We start from the raw sequence: 22,043 nt of genomic DNA on the forward strand, positions 1-22,043 counted from the left end.
GTTTGACCACAACGCGATGGGATCGATCCACGGCCATTCGATGAGGGTTGAGCGCTCTGCTCAGTCGATCGATTCCAAGCGCAGCGCATCGCCCAGAAATCCCAAGGCGGCGGCCAGGTCATGATCGCCACCAAAGGTGTGGCTTAGGCGCAGGTGCTGCCCGTGCAAATCCTGAAGACTGAACAGCTCACCCGGCGCGATGAGCACATGGCGCTGAAGCAAACGCTGAAACACCCGTCTGATGTCGACCTGACGCAACGAGCGCACCCAAAGGGTCGCACCGCCTTGTGGCTCGACAATATGCAAGGCATCACCCAAGCGCTCGCGCAGGAGTTGAGTCATCTGCACGGAACGGTCCTTGAGCAACCGGCGCAGCACCTGCAGGTGCTGATCGATACGTCCGTTGCTGTACAAGCGCGCAATCGCTTTCTGGCGAAACGGTGACAGGCGAAACGAGCGCAACAGGAATTGCCGTTGCAGTTCGACGCGCAAATGCCGGGAAAGCACGTAGCCATAAGGTGCTTCCGGGCCGATCACTTTCTCGAACGTGGAAAACACGATCAATCGGTCCGGGTTCAGCAGATCGCGAAAACGCAGACCATCCGGTTCGAAACCGAGCTCGCCATGACAATCGTTCTCCAGCACCCAGCTGCCATGCTGCTCAAGCAACTGTGCAATGGCTTGGCGGTTGTCGTCGGGCGCCAAACTGCCTCGCGGCATATTCAACTTTGAGGACAACAGCACCAGCTGAACGTTTTTCACTTCAAGGATCTGCTTGAGCGAATCAACATCCAGACTTCCATCGGCCCGCACTAGCAGTTCGATCACCTGTACTTCGGCGGCCTGGAGCAAGCGCAGAATGGTCCAGTCACACGGCGATTCAACTACCACCGTCTTGTGCCGCAGGCCCAGAACCGCGATAAGAATGTCCAGCACACCCCGAAGATCCGCTCCGATATAGACCTCATCTGCGTGCCAGCAACGCTGGGGTGAGGTGGTGTAACGCGCTGCCAGCGCCGCGCGCAGTTCCAGTTCACCGCAAGGTTGCACACATGATTGCGGCTGACGCGGATATTGCCGCAGCAGCTCTCTCTCCAGCAGCAACAGTGGACTGTCCAGGGGCTGCAACAACGTCGGCTCATCCGCACTGAGGACAAGCATTGCAGGACGCCTGGCATTGACGTACACGGTTTCGAGCAAATCGCGCCCGCCCACCAGGGTGTCAATCGAGGACACCGGCAGCGCGTAATAGCCCGATTTGGCAACCGAGTAAACCCGCCCTTCCTTCTCCAGCAGCGAGTAGGCGTACTGAATCGTCGAAATCGACACGCTCAGACGGTCTGCCAATTGACGAAGCGATGGGAGCCGCATGCGCTCATCGTTGGCAGACTCGTTGATCAGATGGGTTAAGTACCGGTACACCGCCTGGTAGGCAAAGCCGGTTTCCCGCCCCCCCATCAACGTCCTGCGGACCATTCACCCGCCAAGGCGATGCTACCGTCACTGGTTGCTGCGTGAGCGTTCGACGCATCGTCAGCCAGGGGCGTCATGCGATAAAGCTTGCCAATCAGGCTGATGGGTAACCCGCTGACGTCGATCATCCATTGCAGAATCTGCTCAGGCACCGGTTCGCCTTGCATAGCCCGGTGCAAGTCCGGCATGGCCACTAACATTCCCGGGTGACACCGACGCAGAAAGTGCTCAAGCCCTTTGCCGTTGTCGACAAAAGGCGCAAAAAGCAGGCACACCAGTTGAGCCTCGCTCAAACCGTGGCTTTTTTGTGCCTCTGCCGCTGCCAACTCACGCTGATCTGGTTGAGTCGCCAACTTGCCGAACAGTTTTTCTGCTTGCTGGCACGCACTGTCCGGAGCCTGCTTGCGACGCATCATCACCAATGCCCGCTGCAAGAGCTCGGTAACGCCTGCGTCATAGCTTCCGCCGTGCATGAAACACGCCTGCAAGCCCCGAAGGTGGGCGGATATGGCGAGGCTGACGTACTCGTTTTCGGCAAATGGTGCCGGCAGCGCGTCCGGTCGATAGCCAAGAAACTCGGTAAGCAGCGGCCAGCGTTCTTCCAGGTCACTGATCAACAGGTCATTGGTGTCAATGAAGGTGGTTCGGCGACAGGATTCAAAACGCTCCGCAGGTCGCCATGGCACCTGATTCAGCTCCGGATAAAACGCGCGGTAGCAGTCACCCCGCAGCTCATCGAGCATTGCAAACAATGCCCCGTAGCCGGATTCGTGGTGGCTGGCCTGTCGGCATGCCGCTTTGGTTGTAGCCCTTTTCAACCCTTCGAGAAATTGCTTCTGCTGACGAGGCGTTTCGCTGCAGATCAATGCATCCACACCACTGTCCCAGCGGGCAATCTGTCCATAGAACTCGCCAGTGGCCAGGTACCCGTTATCCCACAGGTCAAGCGCGCCTTCGCGTGCACGACGATGACCCACCATCAGAAAATTGAGTCGATTGGCCTCAAAACCCGCTTCGGAGATCGGCGTCGGATGACTGAACGGCAGGACTTCGCGATTATCGACCATCAGCACTTCGACGCGAGGGTCGTCGTACAGGAACAAGGCACTGTAGCTGCGGTGGATGTTTTCAAGCGACGTCGCGCTGGTGCCGTTCAGCTGTAACGATGCCACCCTCAATTGAAACGTGGCGGGCGACCGACCGGCAATACTCAGCTGGGCGGCACGCAGCAATGCAAGGGTGTAGCAGCTGTCGCGAGACCCGGACTGGATCGCCAGCACCTTGTACGTGCCAATCCGCTCTGTGCCCCCCGCTGCCACCATCAAGCGCTGGATCAAGAGCTGCAATGCCGTACGTTCGGCGCGAGAGAAGAATCCCATCAACCGTTGCAATATTTGCTGGTAGACATGGTTCATGGCTTGATCATGGATGCTGGTCATATTTATGTACCTGATACTTGTAAGTTCGATATCGCACGCAGCGCGATAACTTTTACGACGTGCCTTGCCGGCCCTGGTTCGAAGGCAGGGCTTTATTACCAAATGCTAGCACTTAAGGTTTGTGGCATTACTTGAAATAAATAAAGCCCGGTCACGCTTTATTTAAACGCGAATCGCTCGCGCACCCCGCAAGGGCGCGGGCTAGAGGAGTCTTAAGATATCCTAGGAAATGTCCGACAGCGTCCCACAGACGAGTAGCACAGGAAATAAGGAAGAAAGTCACCCGTGATTTTTCGGCAACTGGAGAACGACGAACAGAATGCTCGGCATATATCAAAATAACGCGGTTAAAAGTATCGAGTTGACACTCAGTCATGACTCATTCCTTGAGATGAAAGCAATCATTCAATTATCAAGGCTTACAGACTGATTAGAAGATACAGATCAAGAGCAAAAACCAGTTCAGTTACCTGACCAGTAAGCGCAGTACTGAAAGGTTGTTCCGTTTTACGTGCGGCGGACAAAAAAAAGTCCGTGCAAGCACGGACTTTTCATTAGGTTGAATTTACGCGGGCTCAACCTGCAGGGCTACTCGTTCGCGACATGGGCATTCGTCCATGTAACGGTGGGCCTCGACAAACTCCGCAAACGGAAAGACCCGGGTCTTGAGCGGCAGCAGCACACGGTCTGCAGTCAGCTGGTTGATATCACGCAACGCCCGTTGCAGCGCCACCTGATCCTGGACAATCCCCAACTCCGGCTTGCCGGTGAAGTTACCGATGCAGTGCACGAAAAACTGAATGTTCTTCTGGAACGCGGCACACGCCGGGAACGGGGTCTGGTTACCCCCTTGCAGTCCGTACAACACCAGGCTGCCACGGGGGGCAAGCACATCACCCAGCAAAGACATCTGCGGCCCGCCAAGGCCATCGAACACCACATCGACACCGCGGTTATCGGTGATCTTGTTGATCTGCATCAGCAGGTCCTGTTCCTCGGTGACGATGACTTTCTCGGCGCCCAGGGACAGCAGGTTGTCGCGCTCATCTGCACTCTTCGTCGCCGCGATCACCCGGATGCCCAGCGCCTTGCCCAACTGGACAAACGACGGACCGGCGCAGTGACTGGCGTCAGTCACCAGGGCGAACTGCCCGGGCTTGACCCGTGCCAGATCCATGTAGGCGAAATAGGCAATCAACAGTGGCGTGTAATGCACACTGGCTTCAATCGGGCTCAGCACATCCGGGTATCGGGTCAATGCTGTGCGCGGCAGAACAATCTGTTCGCCATAGACCGGGTAATCATTGGGGCTTTCAGCCGGGAAGCTGGCGACCTTGTCACCCACCGCCAGGTCATCCACGCCCTCACCTACTGCGGTGACGACGCCGGACATTTCACTGCCAAGGCCCGAAGGCAGCTTGGCATGGGACGACGCCAGGTTCTGGCGCCACAGAATGTCGTACCAACTGATGCCAATCGCCTCGACGCGCACCTGCACTTCGCCCGGCGCAGGGAGTGCTGCCGCATGCTCTTCGCATTTGAGCACCTCGGCTGGACCAAACTTGTGAAAACGGATCGTGCGTGACATCGCAAACCTCGTCAAAGAAACCTCTAATGCCCTGAACTCTATCTGGGCTTTGTACCCAAGACTATCAGTGGCTATTAATAGTCGACATGCCTGTCATTGATTCCGCAGCATCGACAGGATCAACGGTTGTCGTGAAAGCTGGAGGGCCGTTGCACGTAAACTGAATTATTCGGTGCAGAGTACCAGCCTTTCCCCGTAAGATTCATGCCGGCCATTGTTCTCATATGACCGCTCTCGTCAAGCCTAGACTCTGCCAGGACTCCAGATGAATCGTAATGACCTGCGTCGTGTCGACCTGAACCTGTTGATCGTATTCGAAACACTGATGCATGAACGCAGTGTGACTCGCGCTGCGGAAAAACTGTTCCTCGGCCAGCCGGCGATCAGTGCGGCGCTCTCGCGCCTGCGCGGGCTGTTCGATGACCCGTTGTTCGTACGCACGGGTCGCAGCATGGAGCCGTCCGCACGGGCGGTGGAGATCTTCGCCCTGCTCTCCCCGGCGCTGGATTCGATTTCCACGGCGGTCAGTCGCGCATCCGAGTTCGACCCCGCGACCAGTACGGCGGTGTTCCGTATCGGCCTGTCGGACGACGTGGAATTCGCCCTGCTGCCAATGCTGCTCAAGCGCCTGCGCGCCGAATCCCCCGGCATCGTGCTGGTGGTGCGTCGCGTCAATTACATCCTGATGCCGGGTTTGTTGGCCTCCGGTGAGATCTCCATAGGCGTCAGCTACACCACCGATCTCCCCGCCAATGCCAAGCGCAAGGTACTGCGACGCAGCCAGCCAAAGCTGTTGCGCGCCGATACCGTGCCGGGGCCGTTGAGCCTGGATGATTACTGCGCGCGGCCTCATGCCCTGGTGTCGTTCGCCGGTGACCTGAGCGGCTTTATTGATGAAGAGCTGGAGAAGCTCGGGCGCAAGCGTCATGTGGTGCTCGCGGTGCCGCAGTTCAACGGGTTGAGCACCCTGCTCGCCGGGACCGATATTGTCGCGACCGTGCCGGATTACACGGCTGAAGCGTTGACGGCGGCCGGAGGTGTGCGCGCCGAAGATCCACCGTTGCCGGTGCGCAGCTTTGAACTGCACATGGCCTGGCGCGGGTCGCAGGATAATGATCCGGGCGAGCGCTGGTTAAGGTCGCGGATTCAGATGTTCTTTGGGGATCCGGACAGTCTTGAGCAGCCGGGGCATTAGAGGCCGAAGGCCCGATATAATTGGATCTTAGGCACTCCAGAGACATCCGCTTTTAGCCAGTTAAATCTGTTTTAATTCGGTGCATCTGGGGGCACCAGAAGAACCTCCGACCTTCGGCTATTCAGTGGTACTACCAGATCAGCTACAATAACCACACATGTACAGTGAGGTGCCCAATATGGAAAAGCTGAGCTTACAGGCCAAAAAGGCCCACTTTGCCAAGACACGTAAATCCAACTTCGCGGCCAGCATGCGCCTCGAAGGTTTTGTGCCGTCTCCTGACGGCGAAATCAAGCTGCCCACCCGTGAAGCCGCACTGAAAGCTGTCCGGCACATCAAAGCTTGAGCCGCGACAGGTACGGCACTGGCGACGCCCCGGATTGCTATCCGGGCACAGACGTACTCATAAACTTACTCGATTTGCGCGACGCCGACGACCTCGAAGAAGCCGAACGCTACATTACTGAGGTGGTGTCCGCACGACTTGAGTTCGTGGAGCCTCCCTACAGCCTTGGTACCATGAGGCACATTCACCGTGTTCTCTTTTCTGAAGTGTATGCTTGGGCTGGAGAGATTCGAACTTTGGCGATCAGCAAGAACGACACAAGGTTTTGTAGTCCCGAATTTATTGAAGCGGCAACTGGAAAAGAGTTTTCACAGATCGCCGCTACTGGTTGGTTTGAAGGGTACTCGCGAGAGTCGTTAGTATCAGAAGTGGCCCAGTCTTATGGCACTCTAAACGTTGCACATCCTTTCCGAGAAGGGAACGGACGGACCCAACGCATACTTTTCGAGTGGATTATTGGTAATGCGGGATACTCGGTCGATTGGGGGTTAGTTACTCAAAAGGAGTGGATTAGTGCAAACATCCGCTCCTATCTTGGTGATGACAGCCACCTTGAACACGTTTTCAATCGGTGCATAGGGTTTCCAATTCAGGAAAGCACCGACCTTTGAAATCAAAATAAAGGGCGCTCTCCAAGGGTGCCTTTTTCGTTTGTACTGCACACCAATCATTTGCCTTTGCCATAGATTGCACGTCCGACGAATTAGCGTTTTCGCGTACTACCCTATTCTGATTATCATTTTCCAGTGCTCGTTAGCGGATTCGGTTATGCAAGTAGGCTTTTACCGCTGCAGGAGCAGTGCCTACCCGCGATGCCCTCCCCCCGCTCCAACGCCAAACTCTTACCTCACGCGTAACACTGAATTGTCATCAAACCAATTGATAGCCCCCTAACGAAAGGCGCAGACTAGAGGGCTCGGTTCGGTCTTATATCATTCCGAATGATAGTTACCTTTGCTTCATTCGATTCGTGCGATACAACCCCGCCGAGCATCATCCGTCCATTCTCAATACATTGGCGGATGCATCCATGGAACAGTCACTTAAACATTTGCGCTTCCCGTTGGCCTTGTTGGCCGTACTGGTGATGAGCGCCTGCGGCAAGACTCCGGATACGGCGGCCGCCATGCCTGCTGCCAAGGTCAGCGTGGCCAAGGTGCTCGAACAACCCGTCAACGAATGGGACGAATTCACCGGCCGCCTGGAAGCTCCGGAAACCGTAGAGATACGCCCTCGGGTCTCCGGACAGATCGACGAAGTGGCCTTCACTGAAGGCGCATTGGTCAAGAAAGGCGACCTGCTGTTCCAGATCGATCCGCGTCCATTCCAGGCCGAGGTCCGCCGCCTCGAAGCCCTGGTTGCCCAGTCCCGCGCCAACGCCACCCGCAGCGAAAACGAAGCCCAACGCGGTGAACGCTTGCGTACCAGCAATGCGATTTCCGCCGAGCTGGCTGATTCGCGCACCAGCGCCTCCCAGGAAGCCCGCGCGGCTGTCGGTGCTCTTCAGGCGCAACTGGACCTGGCGAAACTGAACCTGAGCTTCACCCGTGTGACCGCGCCTATCAGCGGCCGCGTCAGCCGTGCGGAAATCACCGCCGGCAACCTGGTCACCGCCGATACCACTGCGCTGACCAGCGTCGTTTCCACTGACAAGGTCTACGCCTACTTCGACGCCGACGAGCGTGTGTTCCTCAAATACACCCAACTGGCTCGCCAGGGTAAACGTGGCGCAACCACCCCGGTTTACCTCGGCCTGTCCAACGAAGACGGCAACCCGCATCAGGGCGTGATGAACTTCGTCGACAACCAGGTCAACCCGAAAACCGGCACCATCCGCGGTCGTGCAGTGTTCGACAACACCGACGGCACCTACACCCCGGGCCTGTACGCACGCTTGAAACTGGTCGGCAGCGGCACCTACTCCGCCGTGCTGATCAACGACGAAGCGGTCGGTACCGATCTGGGTAAAAAGTTCGTGCTGGTGATGGACGCTGACAACAAAAGCGCCTACCGCGCCGTCGAGTTGGGTCCGAAGATCGAAGGTCTGCGCATCGTGCGTAACGGCCTGTCCAAAGATGACACCGTCATCGTCAAAGGCTTGCAACGGGTACGTCCTGGCTCTCCGGTCACCCCTGAAGTGATTCCTATGGCCAGCGAACAAACCCTCGCGGCTCTCGCTCAACAACGACAAGCGCTGGAAGCCAGCAACCTGCCCCAAGTCGCACCTGCCAAGGTCGCGCCGGGTTCGGTTGTGAAAGTGGCTGTCGCGACTCCACGCGGTTAAGGGACGACAACTCCGATGAATTTTTCCCAATTCTTCATTTCCCGGCCGATCTTCGCAGCAGTGCTGTCGCTGCTGATCCTGATCGCCGGTGCCATCTCGCTGTTCCAGTTGCCGATCAGTGAATACCCGGAAGTCGTGCCGCCCACCGTTGTGGTCCGCGCCAACTTCCCGGGGGCCAACCCTAAAGTCATCGGTGAAACCGTGGCCGCTCCCCTGGAGCAAGCCATCACTGGCGTCGAGAACATGCTGTACATGTCCTCGCAGTCTACCGCTGACGGCAAGATCACCCTGACCATCACTTTCGCGCTGGGCACTGACCTGGACAACGCCCAGGTGCAGGTGCAGAACCGCGTGACCCGTACCGAGCCCAAGCTTCCAGAAGAAGTGACGCGCATCGGTATCACCGTGGACAAAGCGTCGCCCGACCTGACCATGGTTGTGCACTTGACGTCTCCGGACAAACGCTACGACATGCTGTACCTGTCCAACTACGCCTTGCTCAACATCAAGGATGAGCTGGCACGTCTGGGCGGTGTCGGCGATGTGCAGTTGTTCGGCATGGGCGATTACTCGCTGCGTGTATGGCTCGATCCGAACAAGACCGCCTCGCGCAACCTGACCGCCACCGATGTGGTGACCGCGATTCGCGAGCAGAACCGTCAAGTAGCCGCGGGTGCTCTGGGCGCTCCACCTGCGCCGAATGCCACCGCGTTCCAGCTCTCGGTTAATACCCAGGGACGTCTGGTTTCTGAGGAAGAGTTCGAGAACATCATTATTCGCTCCGGCGACAATGGTGAAATCACACGCCTCAAAGACATCGCCCGCATAGAACTGGGTTCCAGCCAATACGCCCTGCGTTCGTTGCTGAACAACCAACCGGCGGTGGCGATTCCGATCTTCCAGCGTCCAGGCTCCAACGCCATCGACATTTCCAACGAAGTGCGCGGCAAGATGGCCGAGCTGAAAAAGAGCTTCCCGGAAGGCATGGACTTCAGCATCGTCTATGACCCGACCATTTTCGTGCGCGGTTCCATCGAGGCGGTGGTTCACACCCTCTTTGAAGCACTGATTCTGGTTGTCCTGGTGGTGATTCTGTTCCTGCAAACCTGGCGTGCCTCGATCATTCCATTGGTCGCCGTGCCGGTGTCGCTGATCGGTACGTTCGCCGTGATGCACCTGTTCGGCTTCTCATTGAACGCCCTTTCCCTGTTCGGATTGGTGCTGGCCATCGGGATCGTGGTGGATGACGCCATCGTGGTGGTGGAGAACGTCGAACGGCACATCGAGCTGGGAGAAACGCCCGTAGAAGCCACCAAGAAAGCCATGCGTGAGGTGACCGGGCCGATCATCGCGACGGCGCTGGTGCTGTGTGCGGTATTTATCCCGGCGGCGTTCATTTCCGGACTCACCGGCCAGTTCTACAAACAGTTCGCCCTGACCATTGCCATCTCGACCGTGATCTCGGCGTTCAACTCGCTGACACTGTCCCCTGCCCTGGCTGCCGTGCTGCTCAAGAGCCACGACGCGCCGAAAGACCGCTTTACCAAAGTGCTGGATAAGCTACTGGGCGGCTGGCTGTTCCGTCCGTTCAACCGGTTCTTTGAGCGCGCCAGCCATGGTTATGTCGGCACCGTCGCCCGGGTCATCCGCAGCAGCGGTATCGCCCTGCTGGTATACGCCGGCCTGATGGTGCTGACCTTCTTCGGTTTCGCCCACACTCCGACCGGTTTCGTGCCTGGCCAGGACAAGCAATACCTGGTGGCCTTCGCCCAACTGCCGGATGCGGCGAGCCTGGACCGTACCGAAGACGTGATCAAGCGCATGTCCGACCTGGCCCTGAAACAGCCTGGCGTGGAAAGCGCGGTGGCCTTCCCGGGCCTGTCGATCAACGGCTTCACCAACAGTCCTAACGCCGGCATCGTGTTCGTGACCTTGAAACCGTTCGACGAGCGTAAAGACCCAAGCATGTCCGCCGGTGCGATTGCCGGTGCGTTGAATGGCCAGTTCGCCGGGATTCAGGAAGCCTACATGGCGATCTTCCCGCCGCCGCCGGTACAAGGCCTGGGCACCATTGGTGGCTTCCGCCTGCAGATCGAAGACCGGGGCAACCTGGGTTACGACGAGCTGTACAAAGAAACCATGAACATCATCAACAAGAGCCACAACGTGCCTGAACTGGCCGGCCTGTTCACCAGCTACACCGTGAACGTGCCGCAGGTCGATGCCGCTATCGACCGTGAGAAAGCCAAGACCCACGGCGTGGCCGTCAGCGACATCTTCGACACCTTGCAGATCTACCTGGGTTCGCTGTATGCCAACGACTTCAACCGCTTCGGCCGTACCTATCAGGTCAACGTTCAGGCAGAGCAGCAGTTCCGTCTCGAACCGGACCAGATCGGCCAGCTGAAAGTGCGCAACAACAAGGGCGAGATGATCCCGCTGGCGACCTTCATCAAGGTCAGCGACACCTCGGGTCCGGACCGCGTGATGCACTACAACGGTTTCATCACTGCTGAAATCAACGGCGCGGCAGCCCCCGGCTACAGCTCCGGCCAGGCCGAACAAGCCATCGAGAAACTGCTCAAGGACGAATTGCCCAATGGCATGGTCTACGAGTGGACCGACCTGACCTACCAGCAGATTCTGTCCGGCAACACTGCGCTGTTCGTGTTCCCGCTCTGCGTGCTGCTGGCGTTCCTGGTACTTGCCGCTCAATACGAGAGCTGGAGCCTGCCACTGGCAGTGATCCTGATCGTACCGATGACCCTGCTGTCGGCCATCACCGGTGTGATTGCCTGGGGAGGCGACAACAACATCTTCACCCAGATCGGATTGATCGTGTTGGTGGGGCTTGCCTGTAAGAACGCGATTCTGATCGTCGAGTTTGCCAAGGATAAACAGCAGGACGAAGGCATGAGCCCGCTCGACGCGGTGCTCGAAGCGTGCCGTCTGCGTCTGCGGCCGATCCTGATGACCTCCTTCGCGTTCATCATGGGTGTTGTACCACTGGTGTTCTCCAGCGGTGCCGGTGCCGAAATGCGCCACGCCATGGGTGTCGCCGTGTTCTCCGGGATGCTTGGGGTGACCTTCTTCGGTCTGTTGCTGACGCCGGTGTTCTACGTGTTGATCCGTAACTTCGTGGAGCGCGGTGAAAAGCGTAAAGCCGCCAAGGCGCTGAATCTTCAACAGCAACTGGAGGCGCACTAATGAGCCTGAAAGCCTTCCTTCCGAGCCTTCTGGTGCTGGCCCTGAGTGCCTGCGCCGTCGGCCCGGACTACAAGACCCCGGCCACTGAGCCTGCCAATATCACCACCGCCACCGACGGCGCGGCCGGTCAGAAGAACTACGACCGCTCGCGTTTCGAAGGCATCTGGTGGCAGCAGTTCGAAGACCCAACGCTCAACCAGTTGGTGGTTCAATCGCTGCAAGGCAACCGCGATCTGCGCGTCGCCTTCGCGCGCTGGAAAGCCGCCCGGGCGATCCGTGATGACGTCAGCAACGACGCCATGCCCACCATCACCAGTCGGGTCAGCAGTGACCTGGGCAAGGGTCAGATTCCAGGCCAAACCACTCAACGGGTCAATAGCGAACGCTACGATCTGGGCCTGGACATGGCGTGGGAGCTGGACCTGTTTGGCCGTATCCAGCGCAACCTGGAATCGGCCGACGCCGAGCAGCAGGCGTTCGAGGCGGATCTGTACCAACTGCAAGTCACCATGATCGCCGAACTGGTGGATGCCTACGGTCAATTGCGCGGCGCACAGCTGCGGGAAAAAATTGCCCTGGCCAACCTGAACAATCAGCAGGAGTCGCGCAAGATCACAGTCAGCCTGCGTGACGCCGGCGTGGGCGATCAGCTGGACGTGGAGCGCGCCGATGCGCGGCTGGCATCAGTCGAAGCCAGCGTGCCGCAATTGCAGGCGGAACAGGTACGGCAGAAAAACCGCATTGCCACACTGCTGGGTGAACGTCCGGACAAACTGACCGTGGACTTGAGCCCGAAAGACTTGCCGGCAATTGCCAAGGCGCTGCCTATTGGTAACCCGGGCGAGTTGCTGCAACGCCGTCCGGACATCCTGAGCGCTGAACGCCAACTGGCTTCTGCCACGGCGCGTATCGGCGTGGCCAAGGCGGACCTGTTTCCTCGGGTCAGCCTGAGCGGGTTCCTCGGCTTCACTGCCGGTCGCGGTTCGCAGATCGGTTCCTCGGCGGCCAACGCCTGGGCACTCGGCCCGAGCATCACTTGGGCAGCGTTCGACCTGGGCAGCGTGCGCGCCCGTTTACGCGGTGCCGATGCGGATGCCGAAGGCGCCCTCGCGACTTACGAGCAGCAAGTGCTGCTGGCGCTGGAAGAATCCGAAAATGCCTTCAGCGATTACGGCAAACGCCAGCAACGCCTGATTTCGCTGATTCGTCAAAGTGAATCGAGCCGCGCGGCGGCCGATCTGGCGCAAATTCGCTACCGCGAAGGCACGGCGGACTTCCTCGTCCTGCTCGACGCCCAACGTGAACGACTGGCCGCAGAAGACACCCAGGCTCAGGCCGAAGTCGATTTGTACCGGGGCATCGTCGCGATCTACAAAGCCCTCGGCGGCGGCTGGGCACCGGCAACAGTCGCCTCGAAGTAACCGTTTCAAAGGCCCCTTTGGTTGGTCGCAACCGACCATTTTTAGCCCCGCGTCTCATTCGGTCGCGGGGCTTTTTTTTTGTCTGCGCACAACACACCCCGGTAGGAGCTGCCTTGAATATTTCTGCCACCACAGACGAGGCGAACCTATCAGATCTGCTAGTACCCATTTATTTCGATGTTGTCGATACTGAGCTTCCCCCACTGGGAGCTTTGGAAGAGGCACCATGACAACGTTACTCAACACCGTACTTTGCCGCTACAAGTATGACCCTCTTGATCGACTGCTCAGCAACGTACTACTCGATGCTCCCGAACGGCAGCGCTTTTACTGCAAGAACAGGCTGGTTACAGAAATAGAGGGTGCTGCGCGATATTCGATTGTCCAGCATGGCGACCTGCTCTTGGCGCAGCAACAACAACAACAACAACAACAACAACAACAACAACAACAACGTGGCGGCGGCCACCAAGGCACGACCCTACTGGCTTCTGACAGGCAGCGTTCGGTGTTGTCTACGCCGAAGGCTAACGAACAGCAAACGCCCATTGCTTACTCGGCCTATGGACATCGCCCTCATACGAACGGATTACTGAGCCTGCTTGGTTTCAACGGTGAACGACCGGATGCAATCACCGGGTGTTATCTATTGGGAAATGGATACAGGGCATTCAGTACGGTGTTAATGCGGTTTAATAGTCCGGACAGCTCGAGTCCGTTTGGCACGGGGGGAATTAATGCCTATGCGTATTGCGGCGGAGATCCCATTAATCGCACGGATAGTACAGGGCGCAGTTGGATAACTGATTTTATAAAGCGAATTATTCAGTCGACCTCCGACCCCGATATGTATGCTAACGTCATTCATCATAGTGCGATAAAAAACATCGAACGCACACTGACCAAGCAAACAAGTGCAATCAAACCGGACTTCATAGGTGATAAAGCATTTGAAATACAAGCACTTAGATCCGCCGAGACCCATTTGCTCGCCAAAGGCACAGCAGCAAGCAACAAAATAGTTTCTGAAGGTTTAACTCCAAAAAAAAACCCCCTTTATTTTGAATATGACATGAAAGCACTCGTAAATTTCGAAGCCGCGTCTTACATCAATGAATACATAATCGCCCCCCCGTCGCTACGGTCTCGCTACTATTCTCCAGCCTCATATCAACCATTACAAAATTATCGTTCCATTGATCGTGCTATCAGAAGTTCCAGTTCCACCCTGCCTCCACCCAATAGTAGAGTTGATCCAAATCAGGCAGCGCCAGCAACTCAAGCAAACAATATACGCAGGAAGCGGTAGGTTGATTCAAATTGATGGCGGCGATATCTGCCCTGTTCAAGGCATTAATGCACTATGCCCCAGTGAAAACTTGGTGTGCGATCGATGGAGACAGTGGCGTAGCAATTTCAATAGCGAACAGAATCAAGGAGCAGACTCCGTCACCGTCACCGTCGCCGTGGTCCCGGCACGCAGACGGTTTTTCTTGGCGTAATCCGCATCAATCTGGATCCGCACCGGCACCCGTTGCGCCAGTTTCACCCAGGTGTAACTGGGATTGATATTCGCCAGTAAACGGCCGCCCGGCAGGTTTTCCCGGTCGGCGATGGCAAAGGCGATGCTTTGCACCGTGCCACCAAACCTCTCGCCACTCATCAACTCGATCCGCACCCGGTCGCCCTCCTGGATGCGCGGCAACTTGGTTTCCTCGAAGTAGCCGCTCACATAGAACGAATCGCTATCGACCAGTGCCAGCAGCGCCCCTCCCGCCGTCGCGTAGTCGCCCTCGCGGGTCAGCAGGTTGGTGACATAGCCAGTGACCGGAGACACCACCCGCGTGCGTTGCAAGTCCAGTTCGGCCTGAGTCAGCGCCGCGATGGCCAGCTGCACATTGGCCTGGGCCAAACCCAGATTGGCCTGATTGCGCAGTAACTCGGCCTTGGCGACCGCCACCTCAGTACTGGCTTTTTCCCATTCTTCGCCAGAGATCGCGAACCCTGCTTGAGCTTACGCCGCCGGCGCTCTTCGCTTTCACGCTGTTTGAGCAACGCTTCACTGGACACAATCGTCGCTTCGGACTGACCGAGCGTCGCCTTCGACACTTCCACCGCACGCCGGGCATGTTCGACCGCCAGGGTGTAACGCGCCGGGTCGATCTCCAACAACAGCTGGCCCTTTTCGACGTGCTGGTTGTCCTGAACGACAAGGCTGACGATGCGTCCCGAGACATCGGCAGACAACGTCACCACATCGGCCCGCACTCGGGCGTCTCGAGTCCACGGCGCGCGCGTGTAGTGCTCCCAGGCGAACCAGCCCAGCACGAAGGCCAGTAATACAAGTGCGACCGTCGCCAATCGGGGAAGTAGTTTTTTCAAGTCATCAGGCTCCCATCACCAGAATCAGCGTCGCACACACGCAGGCGTACAGCGCGCCTTCGAACAAGGCTTCGTGCCAGACGAACCGCAGCACACCGAGGCGTCGCAGGGACCAGTCCATCGCCAAAAAAATCGGCAAGGCCAGCAACAGGGCCTGAGCAATGGGCGGCAAGTAGACGCCCCCTATTTCCAGATCAATGGGCAAAGTCCGCTACTCCTTCCGGGTCGACAGGTTGAAAGTGTTCCCTGTGTCGCTCCAGGAACGACACGACGATCAGCAATGCCACGCGCATGCGAAACACTGTCCAGAGGTGTTCATGGACGCCGGCATGCAAAGTGTCCATATGATCACCCAGGTTACTCAAGGCGCTGAGCACCGGGTCAAGCGCCAGACCGGGCTGACCCGCGAGCAAACGCCCGGTGTCCTGAACCGTCGCCAGCAAGCGGTTCTGCACATCGGCACTCAATAAGGCGTTGCGCATGGCTTGTTGCCTGAGCTGGTTCAACGCCACGCCCAGTGCCATGCACCCCAGACTGAATTCGAAAAATGTTCGGGACTGTTTGTCGGTAACGGCAGGCAGCAAACCCAGCATCATGGTTAACCGATCAACCATCCGGCTTTCGAAGGCAAACTGTTGCTCATCGGTGGCCGGGGTTTTCAGCAAGGCGTACACCTGCTCACGGTTTTCATGGTACAGACGGCGAATCCGCAGAGCGGGCCTGAAGGGAAAAATCAGCGCATAGACGCTGAGCGCCAGCGTCGTCGCACAGACGTAGGCACCGGCAAATTCGAACCACTGGATCGCCGTGTTCTGGCCGATCCCGACGTTTTGCGGGCCCAGCATCAGAAACGTCGACAGCCCCAGGCCAATACCCGTTCCCGTAGTGGCCGGGCTCGCCAGCCCAACGGCGACGGCATACAGCAACGGTGCCAACAACAAGGCCAGTAGCTCGAAATTGCTGATCATGGGTACCAGCATGAACAGGTAGATTGCCGATACCACCAACGCCAGGCCCAGACCCCGAGCGTAACTTTGTGCAGCCAGCAACGGTCGCGGGAAGGTGGCCATCAGCGAACACAAGATACCGACCAGAATCATCCCGCCCCGTGCCCCGTCCCAACCGGTCTCGATCCAGATCAGACCGGCCACGACCAACGCCGTAAAGGCTCGGGTGGCGTTCATCGCCGCCAGGGTGAAATCCAGGTGCAGGGGATTGTCCTGGCCGCGAAACACCGAACTGGCTTGTCGTTCTTCCTGTATCGCGTCACTCAGTTCCAGGATCTGCCCCAACTGTTCCAGCAACCGCGCCTGCTCCCAGCGCAGCGCCCACGCCAGGGAACGCAGTGTAGCCGGCATCGTCTCGGTCAATTGCTCGGCCCTGTAGGCCAGTTCGTCGAACCGTTGCTGCAGCACCGTGAAGTGGTGGCGGGACTCAGTTGATAGCGAACGCCCCTCCTGCGCCAGCTCATCGAGAAAACGCAATTCCTCAGCACGAATCAGTTGTATCTCTTCGGACAATTCGCCTTCCAGGCGCTCGGTCAACAGCTGGCGCTGATGCCGCAACGCCGTCAGCCGCGAGGTCAACAGCACCAGTTGATTACCCAGTAACTGCACCAGACCATTGGCACTGCGCAAGCGCGGCGCGTCGAAATACAAATGCCGACGCACGCCTTCAAGGGCGCTGATTTCACCCAAAAGCTGCATTTGCCGCCGATGGAATTCGTCTTCGCTTTCTTCCGTGCGAATCACCGCCGCGGCGTGGGTCGCGAGCAGCTTGATCACTTGGTTGATGCGAGTGAAGTAATCCCTGGCCACCGTTTCCGGTCGCGCAGTCAGCAGGCTGACCACGCACACACAGGCGACGGCCAATAGTGTTTCCGTCACGCGCGTCACCGCCAGCAGGAACGTACCGTCCTGATCCGGCACCGCCAGCAGGGCCACCACCACTGCGGTGTAACCGCTGAGCACAAACGCCTGGGAACTGGTGTAGCGCAACAAGGTGCCGCCGGCTGTACACAGCGCCAGCCACAGGGCAAGGGTCAGGATGAAAGGCAGTGGCGCCTGGGGGAATATCGCCATGATCACCACCGCGACGATGGCACCCAAGGTGGTGCCGATGACCTGACCGAAACTGCGTGCCAGCGCCATGCCCCCCAGTGGTTGACTGACGATGACCACGGCCATGATTGACCACTTGGGCTGGTCCAGATCGAACAGGAAGGCCAGGTACAGTGTCAGCAACCCGGCCGCGACGGTTCTCAAGGCAAACAAAAACACGCTGGCCCCGGGATTAATGATCGCCTTGAAATACTGAAGCAACGCTTGCATGGGAACACTCGTGGAGTCATCTCCCAGCAAGCGTAGTCATTGCTTTACACGCCCGACGGGTTTTAGTGTTGGCCTACACAGGTACAGGCTCCTCGCCGTGAAATATGGGTTGTAACATTGGCTTGACGACTGCTGGCGGCACGGCACCTAAGAGTGGTTTAGTGGCCCAAAGGCTTCCCTGAAGGCCGTGGGGGTGAGGTATGAAAGCTCCAGCACTGTCATAGGCACCCACTATTTTCACACCGGGAATATTTTGGCCATAGTTGATCTCCAAAGGTCGGAACCCGACCTTTACAGGCTTAGCGCTGAAATAATTATGGTTTTTGTACAAGTCAAAACCTTCTATTTTTCTCGCGTCGACCAGGTATGTGTAACCACCCTTTCCACCGCCATAGTGGAAAGCACCCATGCCGTCACTGCTGTAATACGAAGACGTTGAAATGCCTCGGCCGTCCATGTCCAGCGCATCTTTACCTCCACCAAATCCTCCATTTTTACCGTTCACCTCGCTAATATCACTAATTGGGGTGCGTAGTTTAAAGCCATTTTTGAATACTTCATTGGGTGGTCGCATATCGCCCCGCATCACGAACCCTTGATAAACGTAGCCTTTAACAGGGCCAGAGAAGTATACAACCCTGGTTTGGTCCATTAGTTTTTGCGCCTGCTTTGGACCAGCATCCAGGCGTTGCAGCTTATCCGTCACTCGAGGACTATTAAACTTACGATTCATCCTGGCTACTATTTTCTGATGGCTTCGTACCTTGGGCGCAATCCACTTGGGAATGTTATTAAACTGCCTGATAACGGCACTGGGTACCTTTCTCTCCTTTAAGCGCCTCATAACATTACGTGTAATCCTCAAACGAGCCGCTTTATTAAAAGCCACACCTAATAATTTCCCTGCCAGTGGCCCGGCAAAATCCAGCACTGCACTTCTCAAAGCGGCTTTTCTATGCTGTTCTGCTTCTTCTGGATCATCGGCAATAGCGCTTCTTAAAGCATCCGCGCCTGTTGACATCATGCCAAACAGTAAAGCTGCCGCAGCGCGAGTACCGACAGACAAACCGACACCGGCCCCTGGGATGACACTCCCCGCAACGGCCAACGCCTGGAGTAATTCTCCCGCGATCTCAAGTGTCGCATCGGACGTACGCTCCCCGCTTGTTGAAATCAACGTATCAATATCGGCGAGAATTTTCTCATACTGAATTTTGTGCAGGACATCCATCACATCGAAACCGGGACCGCCGGGGAGAATGGGTTCATACATCCAATAGAAGCGAGAACCTTTTACATAGGGCGTAGCATGATGGTAATCAGCGTCAACGCGACCGTGCGCATCATAGATGGACAATCTCTTTGAAACGACGTTTTTCACATCCATGTAATTAACAAGCATGTTTTCGTCACGGGGCCAACTGCGAGGCATTTCAAAAACCTTCTGCTCTTTCAGCAGCACCAAAAGCCCGTAGTCCGGTCCGCCAGAAATATAAATCGCATCGTTTATCGGCAGGGTTGTTTTTCGCCTTGAATTTGAATACGCCACGCGCGCATGAAGTTTTCCACCCAAAAAATCTCTTGCGATTTCTATCCCTTCAGCAGAACTGCCTGCTTGAGACAGATAACCTTGTACAGCGGTTTCCAGCTCTGCTTCCTTGATCAATCTCCTAAGTTTTTTTACGTCGGACCTATGGTAAAGCTCTTCAACAAGGGCCATGTAGTCTTTTTGGAAATTTGCAGCGGTGATGGCTTCTCTCAACTGGGGCGACACGGTTTCCGGCCAACTCACCGTCACCACCTCTTTAAATGAACGCCCCCTCAAGTGTGCGCCAATACAGAGATCGCCCAATGTGTATTGTTTTACGCGCGGCTTTTCAAAAAAAGGAAACCTAAACTTTACACCCATGTAAGCAACCAACAATGGAGTTGTAGAGTTAACGCCCGACTTTACATCCGAAGAACTACTGGATTCTTTGAATAACTTATCGATAGACTGCATAACAAATGAAACGGGATCGACGATTTTTTGAGCGCTTTCAAACGCAAAAACAACTTTATCCGCAGCGTGTTTAACAGTGACGCCCGGGGCGATTTCATCCTGCGATAGCGACGGGTTTTTCGCTTGTAAAATGCGCGAAGTGGCTTCAATCACTTCGTTTACGGCGCTGTGTTCCGAAAGTACTTCTTTTGATGAGCCCGAATCAATGGCGTCTCTCCTGCGCCGAGCGCTGTTCGCTGGTTCACCGGACTGGCCAAAAAAGGCCAATACGCTTTCCGGTGCATCGGGTTGTTGATCGCTTTTCATTTCAACGTCTGATTTGTCTTGTGCATCCCACGTTGACTGTTGAATGACTTCGTCGAGAAAAGCCTGGTAGGTCATGTCAGGTATCAATGGAAATGATTGCTGCAGAACGGCGTGTATGGCTTCAACAAGTTGCGGATCATCAGTGGGATCAAGGTACTCGGATTGGCTGACGAGCTGCTGTATGAGGCTGGCGAACTCTGGTTCTTCGTCAAGTACATCCGTCACTTCATCCAGCATATGTTCATGGTCCAGCCTGGCCTGGTCGGGGTCCGGGAAAGTGTCGGACTTAACACTCTGTTCATCAATCTCAGGCAGAAACCAGTTAGCGTAAAAGTTGCTGACTGCCATGTAGACAACAAGCGCACCAGCAGCTTTACCCGGATGTTGTTCTATCATGTCACCTGCCCGACCCAATATCGCCGCCCCACCGCCGAGCAAACTGGCGCCCATCCGGGCGAGCCAGCTATCTAATTGCTCCCTGACAACTTCCATTTGAGCGAGCGAGTACTGGATGGGCGAATCAGGTGGCTGGCCATTTAAGTCGACTATTACAGGCTGATCCCCCTGGTCCCGGACTTTCTGAAGCACCTCTACCAGTTCCAACTCCTCATGGGCATAGGCGCTGTCCCAAGGCACGGCTTTGCGAAGGATGTTGTTCAGAAGCTCATCCGCCTGGGCAACGAACTGCCCCAGGCCGGCCATTGGATCTGCCCAGGGCTCGTAATCAGGCTTGAACGGGGATTCGGAAAAATCAGACTCACCATTTTTCCAGGCATCACTACTTGGGGGCGGAGCAGGCCTGGTGGTTATATGACTAGCGTCCAGCCTCAAGGCATCAAACGTGTCCAGTACATTGCAGGCGTAAAGGAACCTGGCAAAAAAGCCATCAGGAATACGCGGCCCCGTCGTGCTGACGCTCGTGTAAAAGTTTGCATGACGCTCAAAGCCCTGCAAAGTGTCCAGTAAAGTCGGGGCCGGCTCTCCCGACGGATCAGTCCTGGGTGTGTTGTCGAACCTAAGCGAAATCAATTCATCCCGCTTTACTGTCACTGGTTTGGCGGACACCCCCTGATACCCGGGTTTGAGCTGATCACAGACGGCCTCGACCTTATCGATAAGGGAATCATCCCTAGGCATGAGCTTAAGAAGTGCGTCCTTCACGCCCACCAAACAGTTTTGTACCTCCTTTGGAGATGGACGTAGATCATGGTGGTCCTTGAGCATATGAAAGGCGCTGTGAAGCTCCTCATTGCAGGGAAGAGCATTGGGCCTGACGTCTAGGATTATCCCCTTGATGGCGTCCCACTGATCATCGGAGACCAAGTGTTTGCGGGCAATTTTCTCGTCTCGCTTTGCGCTTGAATCATCCAGTTGGGACTGGATAAACCCCATCACACCATCGGCACGACGATCACTTGAAAACCTTGCCTGCTCTCCCAGCGCTGCCTGCCATTGGCCAGGCGGCAAATGGCACAGGACATCTACAATGGCTTTGAGACTTGCTTCACTCAAGTTCCCACGGGACCTGATCGAGCGAATGAAGGCGCCTTCGAAGAGACCGCTGATGGCCTTGCCCGTGCCCTTTTGTAAAATGCCACTGCGCAGGACTTCAAGTATTTGCCGCTCCTGCAGGGTTGCGTTCGTTAGGTATTCCTTAAGGGCAGTCCATCGATGGTCCAGATCCGCCTGATCGGTGAATTCCCGGCTGGAGGTATAAAACGAACAATCCAGTTGTGGCGGAGGTATTTCAGCATTCTTTTTCGGGGTATTTGCGCTTGTATCAATATTCGGGTGACGCAGGAATTCCGGGCTGCTATCAACGTGCGTAACTGTATTGGAGAGGCGGGTTTGCGGATGTCCAGCAGGATTGGATAAACGTATCTGCGGCGAAGTACCCATAGAACTCATATTACGAGGAGCAAGCATCGGGTGTTTCCGTTCAGGCAAGTTTGGTTTCAACAAGCCTAAAGATCTGCCGCTTTGACATCTTGCAGAAAACGCCAATCGCATTGTTTTGCTGCAGTGCTGAATTGAGCCAGTGTTTGACTCACGGCCCTGCCTGACCGAAGC

Annotated in this window: 13 protein-coding genes and 1 pseudogene; 7 read left to right on the plus strand and 7 right to left on the minus strand. The window is 56.5% G+C overall.

What is annotated here, in order from left to right; all coding sequences use genetic code 11:
* Nucleotides 1-60 precede the first annotated feature (60 nt).
* The 3 genes from ACA063_RS14735 to ACA063_RS14745 form a co-directional block, all read right to left on the minus strand.
* Nucleotides 61-1,461 carry an aminotransferase-like domain-containing protein gene (locus tag ACA063_RS14735; protein ID WP_497666531.1) on the minus strand — a complete coding sequence of 467 codons (1,401 nt, stop codon included), beginning with the start codon at nucleotides 1,459-1,461 and terminating at the stop codon, nucleotides 61-63.
* Complete coding sequence (locus tag ACA063_RS14740; protein WP_497662212.1) at nucleotides 1,458-2,912, minus strand: hypothetical protein; 1,455 nt, start codon at nucleotides 2,910-2,912, stop codon at nucleotides 1,458-1,460. The genes ACA063_RS14735 and ACA063_RS14740 overlap by 4 nt, the downstream gene beginning before the upstream one ends.
* Before the next feature lie 565 nt (nucleotides 2,913-3,477).
* Nucleotides 3,478-4,500, minus strand: coding sequence for a zinc-dependent alcohol dehydrogenase family protein (locus ACA063_RS14745; RefSeq protein ID WP_497662213.1), 1,023 nt, complete (start codon nucleotides 4,498-4,500; stop codon nucleotides 3,478-3,480).
* Nucleotides 4,501-4,765: 265 nt separating this feature from the next.
* On the opposite strand from ACA063_RS14745, the gene ACA063_RS14750 reads away from it, so the two are divergent.
* The 7 genes from ACA063_RS14750 to ACA063_RS14780 all read left to right on the plus strand — a co-directional run bounded on the left by ACA063_RS14750 (nucleotide 4,766) and on the right by ACA063_RS14780 (nucleotide 14,262).
* The gene (locus ACA063_RS14750; protein WP_497662214.1) at nucleotides 4,766-5,695 is read left to right on the plus strand and encodes a LysR family transcriptional regulator; all 930 of its coding nucleotides are present in this window, start codon (nucleotides 4,766-4,768) and stop codon (nucleotides 5,693-5,695) included.
* Between the two features lie 178 nt (nucleotides 5,696-5,873).
* Nucleotides 5,874-6,041: a YhfG family protein gene (locus ACA063_RS14755; RefSeq protein WP_497662215.1), complete on the plus strand. Its 168-nt coding sequence runs from the start codon at nucleotides 5,874-5,876 to the stop codon at nucleotides 6,039-6,041.
* Nucleotides 6,038-6,652 carry a Fic/DOC family protein gene (locus ACA063_RS14760; RefSeq protein ID WP_497662216.1) on the plus strand — a complete coding sequence of 205 codons (615 nt, stop codon included), beginning with the start codon at nucleotides 6,038-6,040 and terminating at the stop codon, nucleotides 6,650-6,652. The genes ACA063_RS14755 and ACA063_RS14760 overlap by 4 nt, the downstream gene beginning before the upstream one ends.
* Nucleotides 6,653-7,071: 419 nt before the next feature.
* On the plus strand, nucleotides 7,072-8,325 hold the full coding sequence (gene mexE / locus ACA063_RS14765) for a multidrug efflux RND transporter periplasmic adaptor subunit MexE (protein ID WP_497662217.1): 1,254 nt from the start codon (nucleotides 7,072-7,074) through the stop codon (nucleotides 8,323-8,325).
* A gap of 15 nt (nucleotides 8,326-8,340) precedes the next feature.
* Nucleotides 8,341-11,532 (plus strand): efflux RND transporter permease subunit, encoded by a 3,192-nt coding sequence (locus ACA063_RS14770; RefSeq protein WP_497662218.1) that lies wholly within the window; start codon nucleotides 8,341-8,343, stop codon nucleotides 11,530-11,532.
* Nucleotides 11,532-12,953: an efflux transporter outer membrane subunit gene (locus ACA063_RS14775; protein WP_497662219.1), complete on the plus strand. Its 1,422-nt coding sequence runs from the start codon at nucleotides 11,532-11,534 to the stop codon at nucleotides 12,951-12,953. Before ACA063_RS14770 ends, ACA063_RS14775 begins: the two co-directional genes overlap by 1 nt.
* 226 nt (nucleotides 12,954-13,179) lie before the next feature.
* Nucleotides 13,180-14,262 (plus strand): RHS repeat-associated core domain-containing protein, encoded by a 1,083-nt coding sequence (locus ACA063_RS14780; RefSeq protein ID WP_497662220.1) that lies wholly within the window; start codon nucleotides 13,180-13,182, stop codon nucleotides 14,260-14,262.
* Between the two features lie 123 nt (nucleotides 14,263-14,385).
* On the opposite strand, the pseudogene ACA063_RS14785 reads toward ACA063_RS14780, so the two are convergent.
* From ACA063_RS14785 to ACA063_RS14800, 4 genes and pseudogenes are all read right to left on the minus strand, one after another.
* Nucleotides 14,386-15,335 (minus strand): annotated as a pseudogene (locus ACA063_RS14785) (HlyD family secretion protein).
* 4 nt (nucleotides 15,336-15,339) lie between these two features.
* Entirely contained in the window at nucleotides 15,340-15,540 is a 201-nt protein-coding gene (locus ACA063_RS14790; RefSeq protein ID WP_497662221.1) for a DUF1656 domain-containing protein, read from the minus strand.
* On the minus strand, nucleotides 15,530-17,665 hold the full coding sequence (locus ACA063_RS14795) for an FUSC family protein (RefSeq protein WP_497662222.1): 2,136 nt from the start codon (nucleotides 17,663-17,665) through the stop codon (nucleotides 15,530-15,532). The genes ACA063_RS14790 and ACA063_RS14795 overlap by 11 nt, the downstream gene beginning before the upstream one ends.
* A gap of 73 nt (nucleotides 17,666-17,738) precedes the next feature.
* Entirely contained in the window at nucleotides 17,739-21,983 is a 4,245-nt protein-coding gene (locus tag ACA063_RS14800) for a hypothetical protein (RefSeq protein ID WP_497662223.1), read from the minus strand.
* Between the last annotated feature and the right edge of the window lie 60 nt (nucleotides 21,984-22,043).

This window comes from Pseudomonas sp. LBUM1643 (assembly GCF_059716215.1).

Coding starts and splice junctions, on each gene's coding strand:
- mexE (WP_497662217.1), top strand. CDS start 7,072: ATGGAACAGTCACTTAAACATTTGCGCTTCCCGTTGGCCTTGTTGGCC.
- ACA063_RS14755 (WP_497662215.1), top strand. CDS start 5,874: ATGGAAAAGCTGAGCTTACAGGCCAAAAAGGCCCACTTTGCCAAGACA.
- ACA063_RS14770 (WP_497662218.1), top strand. CDS start 8,341: ATGAATTTTTCCCAATTCTTCATTTCCCGGCCGATCTTCGCAGCAGTG.
- ACA063_RS14795 (WP_497662222.1), bottom strand. CDS start 17,665: ATGCAAGCGTTGCTTCAGTATTTCAAGGCGATCATTAATCCCGGGGCC.
- ACA063_RS14750 (WP_497662214.1), top strand. CDS start 4,766: ATGAATCGTAATGACCTGCGTCGTGTCGACCTGAACCTGTTGATCGTA.
- ACA063_RS14740 (WP_497662212.1), bottom strand. CDS start 2,912: ATGACCAGCATCCATGATCAAGCCATGAACCATGTCTACCAGCAAATA.
- ACA063_RS14780 (WP_497662220.1), top strand. CDS start 13,180: ATGACAACGTTACTCAACACCGTACTTTGCCGCTACAAGTATGACCCT.
- ACA063_RS14800 (WP_497662223.1), bottom strand. CDS start 21,983: ATGCGATTGGCGTTTTCTGCAAGATGTCAAAGCGGCAGATCTTTAGGC.
- ACA063_RS14745 (WP_497662213.1), bottom strand. CDS start 4,500: ATGTCACGCACGATCCGTTTTCACAAGTTTGGTCCAGCCGAGGTGCTC.
- ACA063_RS14775 (WP_497662219.1), top strand. CDS start 11,532: ATGAGCCTGAAAGCCTTCCTTCCGAGCCTTCTGGTGCTGGCCCTGAGT.